General features: G+C 42.7%; 12 protein-coding genes. 9 read left to right on the top strand and 3 right to left on the bottom strand.

Features of this window, described 5'->3' with window-relative positions:
• From ftsY to rpoH, 4 genes are all read left to right on the top strand, one after another.
• Nucleotides 1-1,046, top strand: a 1,046-nt coding sequence (gene ftsY / locus PR766_RS07690) for a signal recognition particle-docking protein FtsY (RefSeq protein ID WP_272518474.1), incomplete at its 5' end; no start/stop codon positions are given.
• A 6-nt stretch (nt 1,047-1,052) separates the two neighbouring features.
• Nucleotides 1,053-1,718 (top strand): cell division ATP-binding protein FtsE, encoded by a 666-nt coding sequence (gene ftsE, locus PR766_RS07685; protein WP_006659030.1) that lies wholly within the window; start codon nt 1,053-1,055, stop codon nt 1,716-1,718.
• Entirely contained in the window at nt 1,711-2,688 is a 978-nt protein-coding gene (gene ftsX, locus PR766_RS07680) for a permease-like cell division protein FtsX (protein WP_006659031.1), read from the top strand. Before ftsE ends, ftsX begins: the two co-directional genes overlap by 8 nt.
• A gap of 202 nt (nt 2,689-2,890) precedes the next feature.
• Nucleotides 2,891-3,766, top strand: coding sequence for an RNA polymerase sigma factor RpoH (gene rpoH, locus PR766_RS07675; RefSeq protein WP_006659032.1), 876 nt, complete (start codon nt 2,891-2,893; stop codon nt 3,764-3,766).
• A 109-nt stretch (nt 3,767-3,875) separates the two neighbouring features.
• Here the strand turns inward: rpoH and gloA2 are convergent, their stop codons facing one another.
• On the bottom strand, nt 3,876-4,265 hold the full coding sequence (gene gloA2, locus PR766_RS07670) for an SMU1112c/YaeR family gloxylase I-like metalloprotein (RefSeq protein WP_006659033.1): 390 nt from the start codon (nt 4,263-4,265) through the stop codon (nt 3,876-3,878).
• Nucleotides 4,262-4,678 (bottom strand): aspartate 1-decarboxylase autocleavage activator PanM, encoded by a 417-nt coding sequence (gene panM / locus PR766_RS07665; protein ID WP_006659034.1) that lies wholly within the window; start codon nt 4,676-4,678, stop codon nt 4,262-4,264. The genes gloA2 and panM overlap by 4 nt, the downstream gene beginning before the upstream one ends.
• 391 nt (nt 4,679-5,069) lie before the next feature.
• On the opposite strand from panM, the gene PR766_RS07660 reads away from it, so the two are divergent.
• The 5 genes from PR766_RS07660 to livF all read left to right on the top strand — a co-directional run bounded on the left by PR766_RS07660 (nt 5,070) and on the right by livF (nt 9,955).
• The gene (locus PR766_RS07660) at nt 5,070-6,179 is read left to right on the top strand and encodes a branched-chain amino acid ABC transporter substrate-binding protein (protein WP_006659035.1); all 1,110 of its coding nucleotides are present in this window, start codon (nt 5,070-5,072) and stop codon (nt 6,177-6,179) included.
• A 110-nt stretch (nt 6,180-6,289) separates the two neighbouring features.
• Nucleotides 6,290-7,216, top strand: a complete 927-nt coding sequence (gene livH, locus PR766_RS07655) for a high-affinity branched-chain amino acid ABC transporter permease LivH (RefSeq protein WP_006659036.1) — start codon at nt 6,290-6,292, stop codon at nt 7,214-7,216.
• Nucleotides 7,213-8,481, top strand: a complete 1,269-nt coding sequence (locus PR766_RS07650) for a high-affinity branched-chain amino acid ABC transporter permease LivM (RefSeq protein WP_006662879.1) — start codon at nt 7,213-7,215, stop codon at nt 8,479-8,481. Before livH ends, PR766_RS07650 begins: the two co-directional genes overlap by 4 nt.
• Nucleotides 8,478-9,254 carry a high-affinity branched-chain amino acid ABC transporter ATP-binding protein LivG gene (gene livG, locus PR766_RS07645; protein WP_036976082.1) on the top strand — a complete coding sequence of 259 codons (777 nt, stop codon included), beginning with the start codon at nt 8,478-8,480 and terminating at the stop codon, nt 9,252-9,254. The genes PR766_RS07650 and livG overlap by 4 nt, the downstream gene beginning before the upstream one ends.
• The gene (gene livF, locus PR766_RS07640) at nt 9,254-9,955 is read left to right on the top strand and encodes a high-affinity branched-chain amino acid ABC transporter ATP-binding protein LivF (RefSeq protein ID WP_006659039.1); all 702 of its coding nucleotides are present in this window, start codon (nt 9,254-9,256) and stop codon (nt 9,953-9,955) included. The genes livG and livF overlap by 1 nt, the downstream gene beginning before the upstream one ends.
• Nucleotides 9,956-10,027: 72 nt before the next feature.
• Here livF and PR766_RS07635 read toward each other — a convergent pair whose 3' ends face one another.
• A complete protein-coding gene (locus PR766_RS07635; protein WP_154636097.1) occupies nt 10,028-10,846 on the bottom strand; it encodes a hypothetical protein in 819 nt (272 codons plus the stop codon).
• Between the last annotated feature and the right edge of the window lie 372 nt (nt 10,847-11,218).

Genomic DNA, 11,218 nt, shown 5'->3' with positions numbered 1-11,218 from the left:
CTGCTGAAGAAAAAGCAGAGCGTGAGCGTCAAGAAGCGGAAGCGGCACGTCTCGCGGAAGAAGAAGCGCAAAGACAAGCGGAAGAAGCCGCAAATGCCCAGCCAATCGAACAAGAAAAACCAAAGAAAGAAGGTTTTTTTAGTCGCCTGAAAAAAGGCTTATTAAAAACGCGTCAGAATCTTGGTTCGGGTTTTCTCGGTTTATTTAAAGGCAAAAAAATCGATGACGACCTTTTTGATGAGCTGGAAGAGCAGTTATTAATTGCGGATGTTGGTGTCGAAACTACCCGTAAAATTATTGATAATTTAACCCATCATGCTTCCCGTAAAGAACTAAAAGACGCGGAAGCGTTGTATGGCAAGCTGCGTGAAGAAATGTCTGATATTTTATCTACCGTGGATAAACCATTAGTGATCGAAGGTAAAAAACCTTATGTTATTCTTATGGTTGGTGTCAACGGCGTGGGTAAAACCACCACGATTGGTAAATTAGCGCGTCAGTATCAATCTGAAGGCAAATCGGTGATGTTGGCTGCGGGTGATACCTTCCGTGCTGCGGCAGTGGAACAACTGCAAGTATGGGGTGAGCGTAATAAAATTTCCGTTGTCGCTCAACATACTGGGGCAGACCCTGCTTCGGTGATTTATGATGCGATTCAATCAGCCCAAGCAAAAGGCGCGGATGTTTTGATTGCAGACACGGCAGGGCGCTTACAAAATAAAGCTCACTTAATGGAAGAGCTGAAAAAAATCGTTCGTGTGATGAAAAAGCTTGATGAATCAGCACCTCATGAAATCATGCTCACACTCGATGCTAGCACTGGACAAAATGCGGTTAGCCAGGCGAAAATTTTCAATGACGCCGTAGGGTTAACAGGAATTACACTGACAAAGCTCGATGGTACTGCAAAAGGTGGCGTGATCTTCTCAATTGCCGACCAGTTTGGTATTCCAATCCGTTATATTGGTATTGGGGAAGGTATTGAAGATTTACGTCCATTTAAAGCCGATGACTTTATCGAGGCTCTATTTGCCCGAGAGGAATAATTTTCGATGATTCGCTTTGAACATGTTAGTAAAGCTTATCGCGGTGGCCGCCAAGCGCTTCAAGGGGTAGATTTTCATCTACGCCCTGGCGAAATGGCATTTTTAACGGGTCACTCAGGTGCAGGTAAAAGTACATTACTCAAACTGATTTGCGGTATTGAGCGCCCAAGTGCGGGTCATATTCTGTTTAATGGTCACGATATCAGCCGACTAAAAGACAGAGAGATCCCTTTTCTGCGTCGACAGATCGGTATGATTTTCCAAGATCACCATCTGCTCTATGATCGCACTGTCTATGATAACGTGGCGATGCCTTTGATTATTTCAGGTGCGAGTAGTGAAGATATTCGCCGTCGTGTTAGCGCCGCACTCGATAAAGTCGGTCTGTTAGATAAAGCGAAAAACTTTCCAATTCAGCTATCTGGTGGTGAGCAGCAGCGAGTCGGTATTGCACGCGCGGTGGTGAATAAACCAACGATGCTTTTAGCCGATGAGCCAACGGGTAACCTTGATAGCGAATTATCTGAAGGAATTATGCGTTTATTTGAAGAATTTAACCGTGTCGGCGTGACTGTCTTAATGGCAACGCACGATATTGCGTTGATTGAACGTCGTCACTTACGTGTTTTGACCTTAAGCGAAGGTCGAATGCTTGGAGGTCAACATGGCTAAGAATGTCCGCAAAGCGAAGCCTGAACGTACCATGCAATCGAAAAGCAAAGCACTCAAAGGTGGTTGGCGTGAACAGTGGCGCTACTCTTGGTTAAATGCGTTAGCTGATATGCTAAGGCAGCCTTTGGCAACCTTTTTGACGGTAATGGTGATTGCTATTTCATTAGCGCTGCCAAGTTTGTGTTATATCGTTTGGAAAAACGTTTCCCAAGCAGCTGAGCAATGGTATCCGACACCTCAGTTGACAGTCTATTTGGATAAGTCTCTCGATGAACAAGGGGGACAAAATGTAGTGACTCAGCTGGAAGCTCTGGACGGTGTCGCGCATGTGAATTACTTATCTCGTGATCAAGCGATATCTGAATTCCGTAGCTGGTCTGGCTTTAGTACCGCCTTAGATATGTTAGAAGAAAATCCACTTCCTGCCGTTGCGATCATTACGCCAAAATTGGACTTTGAAGGATCTAATGCTTTGACAACACTGCGTGACCGCGTAAGTCAAGTTAACGGTATTGAAGAAGTGCGAATGGATGATAGCTGGTTCTCTCGGTTAGCGGCACTAACGAGGTTAGTGGGGCAAGTAGCATCTGTGATTGGCATTTTGATGATTGTTTCATTGTTTTTAGTGATTGGAAACAGCGTACGGTTAAATATCTTTGCTCGTCGCGATACGATTAATGTGATGAAACTCATTGGGGCAACCGATGGTTTTATTATGCGTCCATTCTTAAATGGCGGAGTTGTATTAGGCGCCCTCGGTGCGGTCATTGCCCTTATTATGACGTTTTTGTTAGTGTGGCAGCTATCGGATCTAGTGGCGCAAGTTGCGAGTGTATTCGGGACACAATTCCACATTGAAGGGCTATTGTGGGAAGAATCCTTGCTGATTATCCTAATGTCTGCGATTGTGGGTTGGGTAGCCGCATGGCTGGCAACATTACAACATTTACGTCATTTCAGACCTGAATAATGTTATTTATTCCATCGGTGCTAACGTATTGGCACCGATGGAAAAACTGAAATTCTGCGAACTTCTTTTCTAATTAAGTGTCAGATATTGACCTGCTGTTAACTATTCTTGTATATAATTTATTTAACGGGGCTAAGCTGATAAACTACGGTTTGTCTGTATCGAATCTCTCCCATTTCAGTACAATTCATAGAGGATCTTAATGACCAAAGATATGCAATCATTAGCGCTTGTTCCACAAGGAAGCATTGAAGCTTATATGCGAGCTGCCAATGCTTACCCTATGCTGACCGCAGAGGAAGAAAAGGAACTTGCTGAACGGCTGCATTACGATGGTGACCTCGAAGCTGCTAAGCAACTGATTTTATCTCATTTGCGTTTTGTGATTCACATTGCGCGTAGCTATGCAGGTTATGGTTTGCCACAAGCTGACTTAATTCAGGAAGGCAACATCGGTCTGATGAAGGCTGTGCGTCGTTTTAACCCTGAAGTGGGTGTCCGTTTGGTTTCTTTCGCGGTACATTGGATCAAAGCTGAAATTCATGAATACGTTCTACGTAACTGGCGTATTGTTAAAGTTGCCACGACAAAATCTCAACGTAAGTTATTCTTTAATTTAAGAAAGAATAAAAAACGTCTTGGTTGGTTTAACCAAGATGAAGTCAATATGGTTGCACAAGAACTGGGCGTAAGTACAAAAGATGTACTCGAAATGGAATCCCGTATGGCAGCGCAGGACATGGCATTTGATATGTCCGACGACGATGATAGCGGTGATTTCGGCGGTCCAGTTGCACCTGTGCTTTATTTGCAGGATAAGGCTTCAGACTTTGCAAATACCATTGAAGATGATAACTGGGAAAGTCATGCAACTGACCGCTTAGCGGATGCATTAGCATCGCTCGATGAGCGTAGCCAAGATATTATCCGTGCTCGCTGGTTAGATGATGACAATAAAACCACATTGCAGGAACTTGCTGATAAGTACGGTGTATCTGCTGAGCGTGTTCGTCAACTTGAAAAAAATGCCATGAAGAAACTTCGTTTGGCTATGGAAGATGAAGACGACGAGATGTAATCCTTTCAATAGGATATCTGCATGAAAGATTATCTGCATTTATTTTTGCTGTCATTAGCATGGAATATAAATGCAGATAACTCATTCACCCACTATTCAGTCATAACGTTTATTCGCGGGAATAGAGCTCTAACGGTAGCCCATCAGGGTCTGCAAAGAAGGTAAAACGTTTCTGAGTATAAGGGTCAAGGCGTACCGCCTCACAAATCACCTGATTTTTTGCCAAATAGGCAATCCACTCCTCGATATTATCCACTTCAAACGCTAAATGACGTAAACCTGCGGCTTCTGGATAACTGAGCCTTTTTGGCGGGTTTGCAAAACTAAACAGTTCAATTTGATAATGCTCACCAAAAGCTAAATCTGCTTTCCATGAATCATTTTCTGGGCGGTAATGTTCCGAGAGTAGCTGTAGCCCAAGGATCTGACAATAAAAATGCTTACTCTGAGTAAAGTCAGAACAAATAATAGCAACGTGATGAATTTTATTAAGTTTCATATTAATGGCTCGATATGTCTCTGCCAGTTTTGATCGTTTTCTGTTGGGCGAAAACCACAGGCTGAAAGAAATTGTTCTAGGGCGATTTTGTTTTGTGGTTCGATACCTTGCAAGTTAAAGATCCAAGTGTGAATTTCAGGTAATTGACGGCAAATCTCTTGTAAAAGGTACAAACCTACACCTCGTCGGCGTGTCACTTCACGAACATTAAAATCATAAATAACCCCTTGTTGTTGATGAATAGACACTTTAGCGGCTGCGAGTAATCTTTCATTAAAACGAGCGCCATAAAATTGCACACCAGACTCAAGGTTTTGGATAAGCTGTGACCGATTCTGGTCTATCCAGATCTTCGAGAGGTCGATGTACTGTTGCTCAGTAGGATTGACCAGAGGAATGATGGTTAGTCTCATTTATTTTGATCCATTTCATGGTGCATGTTACACGCTATTCTAACAGCAGAGTGATCTGTAACCGATTTTTTAATTTTAAAGAGAAAAATTTGGTCTCTCTGCATTTTCCGAGTTTCACTCGGATTAAGCTAAATTTAACTGGAATATAACACTAGTATTTACAAAAAATACACGTTTTATCATTAGGTTTTTATTCTGTAATTGATGTAAATACCTACTCTATTCATTTGCTATTTAGCATAATTCTCTTGTTTAATGGTCTGAAATATATAGCCTTATTGGCTATGTTTTGAAATATCAGGCATTGAACCTGTCAACGATAATAATTGATTATAAATCAATCACAAACACTCACAATCATACACACAATATTGATGGCGGGGACGCACGAATGAAGAATAGTAATAAAGCATTATTAGCAGGTTGTATCGCAATGGCATTAAGTCCAGCCGGATGGGCGAAAGAGATTAAAATCGCAGTCGTGGGCGCAATGTCGGGTCCTGTGGCACAGTATGGGGATATGGAATTTACGGGCGCTCGCCAAGCAATTGCAGATATCAATGCTAAAGGTGGCATTAATGGGGATACGCTTGTTGCCGTTGAATATGATGATGCGTGTGATCCAAAACAAGCGGTTGCCGTCGCCAACAAAGTGATTAACGATGGCATTAAACACGTTATTGGGCACCTGTGCTCCTCTTCCACTCAGCCAGCTTCAGATATTTATGAAGATGAAGGCGTTCTGATGATTACCCCTGCTGCAACCAATGCTGATTTAACTACGCGAGGTTATCAGTTAATCATGCGTACCACAGGATTGGATTCTGACCAAGGTCCAACGGCAGCAAAATACATTATCGAAAAAATCAAACCGAAACGCATTGCTGTGGTTCATGATAAACAACAATATGGCGAAGGTTTAGCACGTTCAGTGCGTGAAAGTCTGAACAAAGCGGGTGTGAAAGAAGTGATGTTTGAAGGGGTTACCGCGGGAGATAAAGATTTCTCTGCGCTGGTGGCTAAGCTGAAAAAAGAGAACGTAGATTTTGTTTATTTCGGTGGTTACTACCCAGAAATGGGGCAAATTTTACGTCAATCGAAACAATCAGGTTTGAATATTCGTTTTATGGGACCTGAAGGTGTCGGCAACTCTTCACTTTCTAATATTGCGGGTGATGCATCCGAGGGAATGCTGGTGACGTTACCAAAACGTTATGATCAAGTACCTGCTAACCAACCCATCGTCGATGCGATTAAAAACAAAAAAGAAGATCCGACAGGACCGTTTGTTTGGACAACCTATGCGGCAATTCAAGGCTTAACCACGGCAATGCAGCGCACAGGAAGTCAGGAACCCGACGTTCTTGCGAAAGATTTAAAAGCAAACCCAGTGGATACTGTGATGGGGCAATTGAGCTGGCAGCCAAATGGTGACCTGAAAGGTTTCGAATTCGGTGTGTTTGAATGGCACAAAGACGGAACCTCTACTGCACAAGAGTAATTCTCATTTTTGATTGAGAAATTGAGTATTCAGTGATGAGCTGGAGGCTTGGAAACAGGCTTCCAGCTTCTGCTCTCCATAGAGGGACAGTAGTTTGAAAGGATAATCTTATGTCAGACCAAATTCTGTATTTTATTCAGCAATTCCTCAATGGTTTAACGTTAGGAAGCACTTACGCGCTGATTGCTATCGGTTATACCATGGTGTATGGCATCATCGGAATGATCAACTTTGCCCATGGCGAAGTGTATATGATTGGTAGCTACGTTTCGTTCATTGTTATCGCGGGCTTAATGATGCTCGGTATTGATGTGGGCTGGATCCTTGTTGCGGCAGCCTTTGTTGCAGCCATTGTGGTATCGAGTTCCTACGGTTGGAGCATTGAACGAGTTGCTTATCGCCCAGTTCGCCATTCTAAACGCTTGATTGCGCTGATCTCTGCGATCGGGATGTCTATTTTCTTACAAAATTATGTCAGTTTATCTCAAGGATCACGAGATCTGGCATTACCGAGTTTGATCACCGGACAGTGGATCATTGGTGAAAGCGATGGCTTCTCTGCCATTGTGACCAAAATGCAGCTCACTATCTGGATAGTGACTTTCCTTGCCATGCTGGCATTAACCCTGTTTATCCGCTACTCCCGTATGGGGCGTGCGTGCCGTGCTTGTGCGGAAGATTTAAAAATGGCGAGCTTGCTTGGCATTAACACTGACCGTGTGATCTCCCTGACGTTTGTGATCGGTGCAGCGATGGCGGCAGTGGCGGGTGTGTTATTAGGGCAATTTTATGGGGTCATTAACCCATATATTGGTTTCATGGCAGGAATGAAAGCGTTCACTGCGGCGGTGTTAGGCGGAATCGGTAGTATTCCTGGCGCAATGCTAGGCGGCTTGATTCTGGGGGTTGCGGAAGCGATGACCTCTGCATATCTAAGCACGGAATACAAAGATGTCGTTTCATTTGGTTTATTGATTGGTGTTCTGTTGATCATGCCAACTGGCATTCTGGGTCGCCCGGAGGTCGAAAAAGTATGAGAAAAGAAAATTGGATCAGCGCCATTATTGCCTCCGTCACCTTCTTTATTTTAGCGGTATTTATGATGGGGCTAAAATTAGGCCTCGATGGCACTAAGCTGATTGTGGAATCTGGGGGAGACGTTCGTTGGAATTGGATCTTCGTCGGCATCGCCATTATCTTTGTGTATCAATTAATTCGCCCCGCGTTAAGCAAAGTGTGGCAAGGCGTGCCCAAAAAATCGTGGGCGTTACCAGATTTTGACGGCGGCTCGCTCAGACAAAAAATTATCGGCATTGCCATTATTGTTGGTGCCATTATTTGGCCCTTTATGGTTTCTCGTGGTAGCGTCGATATTGCCACATTAACCTTAATCTACGTGATGCTGGGGTTAGGCTTAAACGTGGTTGTTGGGTTATCCGGGTTATTGGTACTCGGCTATGCGGGCTTCTACGCTATCGGCGCCTATACCTTTGGCTTACTTAATCACTATTATGATTTCGGTTTCTGGGAAAGCTTACCGATTGCCGGCTTAACGGCGGCATTAGCTGGGTTGTTATTGGGCTTCCCTGTTCTGAGGCTGCGAGGGGATTATTTAGCAATTGTGACCCTCGGATTTGGGGAGATTGTCCGTATTTTATTATTAAATAATACGGACATCACAGGGGGACCGAATGGGATTAGCCAACTGCCAAAACCCACCTTTTTTGGTTTAGAGTTTAGCCGTACAGCAAAGGATGGATGGGATACATTTCACCACTTTTTTGGGTTGGATTATAACCCCGGTGACCGGATCATTTTCCTCTATTTTGTCGCGTTACTGTTGGTCGTGCTCACGTTAATCGTGATAAGCCGTTTACTGCGTATGCCATTAGGGCGCGCGTGGGAAGCGCTGCGCGAAGATGAGATTGCGTGTCGATCATTAGGGTTAAGCCCAACGCGTATAAAATTAACCGCCTTTACCATCAGTGCAACATTTGCAGGGTTCGCAGGTGCATTATTTGCTGCACGGCAAGGCTTTATCAGTCCGGAGTCCTTCACATTTGCTGAATCTGCGTTTGTGTTAGCGATCGTGGTACTCGGGGGAATGGGATCGCAAATGTCCGTGATTTTAGCGGCGATCATCTTAGTGGTTTCACGGGAAATGATGCGCGATCTGAACGAATATAGCATGCTGCTACTGGGTGCATTGATGGTGTTAATGATGATCTGGCGCCCACAAGGCTTATTACCGATGCAGCGCCGCCAAATGAAGCTGAAAAGCGCACAAGGAGGCGGAGCATGATATCAACGACACCTTTATTGAAAGTAAGTGGCTTAACGATGCGTTTCGGTGGTTTATTAGCCGTGAATAATGTAGAGCTCACGCTAAACCAAGGGGAAATTGTCTCGTTGATTGGTCCCAACGGTGCGGGTAAAACCACGATATTTAACTGTTTAACCGGGTTTTACAAGCCAACCAGCGGAGCTATTTTGTATCGTGATAAACACCTAGAAGGGCTACCTGGGCAAGCTATTGCTCGCCTAGGCGTCATCCGTACCTTTCAGCATGTTCGCTTATTTAAAGAGATGACGGTCATTGAAAACTTACTGGTTGCTCAGCATCAGCATCTTAAAAATGGCATCTTTTCAGGATTACTAAAAACGCCCGCATTTCGTCGAGCAGAAGCGGATGCATTGGATAACGCGGTGAACTGGTTAGAGCGCGTCAATCTTTCCGAGTTTGCGAATCGTCAAGCTGGTAACTTGGCATATGGTCAGCAGCGCCGCTTGGAAATAGCACGCTGTATGGTGACACGCCCTGAAATTTTGATGTTGGACGAGCCCGCAGCAGGACTGAATCCCAAAGAAACTAACGATCTGGATGAGCTGATTGCCGAATTACGTAGCCACCATAACGTCTCTATTTTATTGATTGAACATGATATGAAATTGGTGATGGGGATCTCTGACCGTATTTATGTGGTAAACCAAGGTACGCCTTTGGCGAATGGTACACCCAATGAAATTCGGCAGCATCCTGATGTCATCAAAGCCTATTTGGGAGAAGCTTATTAATGTTGGAATTTAAACAAGTTTCCACCCATTACGGGAAAATTCAGGCGCTGCATAACGTCAGCTTGAATATACAAAAAGGGGAAATAGTCACCCTGATTGGCGCGAATGGAGCAGGGAAAACGACGCTACTCAGTACTTTATGTGGCGATCCTAGAGCATCATCCGGTCAGGTACTTTATCGTGGGGTGGATATTACTCAGCTACCGACGCCGCAAATTATGCGTAAAGACATTGCATTGGTGCCAGAAGGTCGTCGGGTCTTTTCTCGTATGACCGTCGAAGAGAACCTCGCCATGGGCGGTTTTTTCGCGGATCGCCAGCAGTACCATGAGCGTATCGATCGCGTTTATTCGCTATTTCCTCGGTTGCATGAGCGCCGCAGCCAGCGTTCAGGAACCATGTCGGGTGGTGAGCAACAGATGCTGGCTATTGGGCGAGCCTTGATGAGTCAGCCGGAGTTATTGCTCCTGGATGAGCCATCTCTTGGGTTGGCTCCGATTATTATTATGCAAATTTTCGACACAATTTTGCAGCTACGGGAAGAGGGGATGACCATATTCCTTGTGGAGCAAAATGCTAACCAAGCTTTGAAACTGGCTGATCGAGGTTATGTGCTAGAAAATGGGCATATTGTTCTGGAAGATACTGGAAAATCATTATTAGCAAATGAAGCCGTGCGTAGTGCATATTTAGGTGGATAATCTAATATTATTTGGATAAAAATACCCCATAAAATAGATTAGATATTTATGGGGTATTTTATTTCATAGAGATTAATTATACTTCTGAGTGATTTTTATGGTTAATAAATAATTCTTATTTGGATCTTGAGTTAATTCACCATTATTATGACTGACTAGGTAACTTTTTCTCTCGGTAAAAAGTACCGTATTTTCTAATATTTTCTCTGGTTGTATTTGCTTTAAATAATATTCATTTCTAGAAGTGATGATGTAATTATTATCTTCCGTTTTCTCGATATTAATCGTTAATTTATCATTTTCTTTTGACTGAGGAATAATATAGTCATAATTTTTATTTTTCATTGTCAGAGTAATATAAGGCTCTGCAAGATGGCCTTGATGGGCAATTTGGCACAGTTTTTCCGCGTGTGGAAATGTGACAAATTCAATCAAAAATCGCAATCTTTCTTCTTGCGTAAATTGGTTACTAAATTCGGGCATTTCTAAACCTAAACATGTCATGGTGTAGTTTATATGATTGAAATCTTTGAGAAATTGTTCTGGTAGTTTATCTGCATCTCTAGGATTATGAGTTTCAACCCGCTGGTCTGCACTGTTTGGTAGGTAGGGTTCTAGCGTTTCATTCCATTGATAAACGACCGCGCTATCTTTAGTTTCCATCTCCGCTATTTTAGGAATTTCAAAAGTTTCATTTAAAAATTGCGTAGCTTGGTATTGAGTATTGGATTGCGTTACTGCGGGTATTTCTTTTTTAAAAGAATTTTTAAATTTATCCCAAAAAGAGAGATTGCTTTGATTGGTTTTTTTTATATGGTTATTTTTAATTGTATTTTCTGATTGATTGGCGGAATAAATTGATGGGTTTGAAACTTGATTTAATTTAGACATAATTGTTCCATAGTTTATTAATTAATCATGAATTGATCGTATATTAAACGAGTTAGCTTATTAAATATTGCAAAAAAGAATGATAAGCGAATCTCTTATATCCACTATGTATAGTGATGAGTGTAGTTATATAAAAGTATAATTTATTCGCTACTAATAAGTGGTGGTAAGCATAAAAGGTGTGTATCGGCTGTAACTGCTGCGTAGTTAATGTGAGGTTTCTCTCATTTCTGTTATTTGCTTGTTTCTGCATAAAAATTTAAATGTATATACAAGTTTCTGTGTAGAAACAGCATCCTAGTTATTGTTGTCTAACTTTTCTTCATCTTCCTTCTCCACTGTTGAGACAAAAATTCAAATTTAAATGTATAT

This window comes from Providencia sp. PROV208, from assembly GCF_028479465.1.
GTDB classification, from domain to species: domain Bacteria; phylum Pseudomonadota; class Gammaproteobacteria; order Enterobacterales; family Enterobacteriaceae; genus Providencia; species Providencia alcalifaciens.
The sequence above is the reverse complement of the archived record's forward strand: the minus strand, read 5'-3'. Positions and strand labels throughout refer to the sequence as shown.

Coding starts and splice junctions, on each gene's coding strand:
- ftsE (WP_006659030.1), top strand. CDS start 1,053: ATGATTCGCTTTGAACATGTTAGTAAAGCTTATCGCGGTGGCCGCCAA.
- ftsX (WP_006659031.1), top strand. CDS start 1,711: ATGGCTAAGAATGTCCGCAAAGCGAAGCCTGAACGTACCATGCAATCG.
- rpoH (WP_006659032.1), top strand. CDS start 2,891: ATGACCAAAGATATGCAATCATTAGCGCTTGTTCCACAAGGAAGCATT.
- gloA2 (WP_006659033.1), bottom strand. CDS start 4,265: ATGAAACTTAATAAAATTCATCACGTTGCTATTATTTGTTCTGACTTT.
- panM (WP_006659034.1), bottom strand. CDS start 4,678: ATGAGACTAACCATCATTCCTCTGGTCAATCCTACTGAGCAACAGTAC.
- PR766_RS07660 (WP_006659035.1), top strand. CDS start 5,070: ATGAAGAATAGTAATAAAGCATTATTAGCAGGTTGTATCGCAATGGCA.
- livH (WP_006659036.1), top strand. CDS start 6,290: ATGTCAGACCAAATTCTGTATTTTATTCAGCAATTCCTCAATGGTTTA.
- PR766_RS07650 (WP_006662879.1), top strand. CDS start 7,213: ATGAGAAAAGAAAATTGGATCAGCGCCATTATTGCCTCCGTCACCTTC.
- livG (WP_036976082.1), top strand. CDS start 8,478: ATGATATCAACGACACCTTTATTGAAAGTAAGTGGCTTAACGATGCGT.
- livF (WP_006659039.1), top strand. CDS start 9,254: ATGTTGGAATTTAAACAAGTTTCCACCCATTACGGGAAAATTCAGGCG.
- PR766_RS07635 (WP_154636097.1), bottom strand. CDS start 10,846: ATGTCTAAATTAAATCAAGTTTCAAACCCATCAATTTATTCCGCCAAT.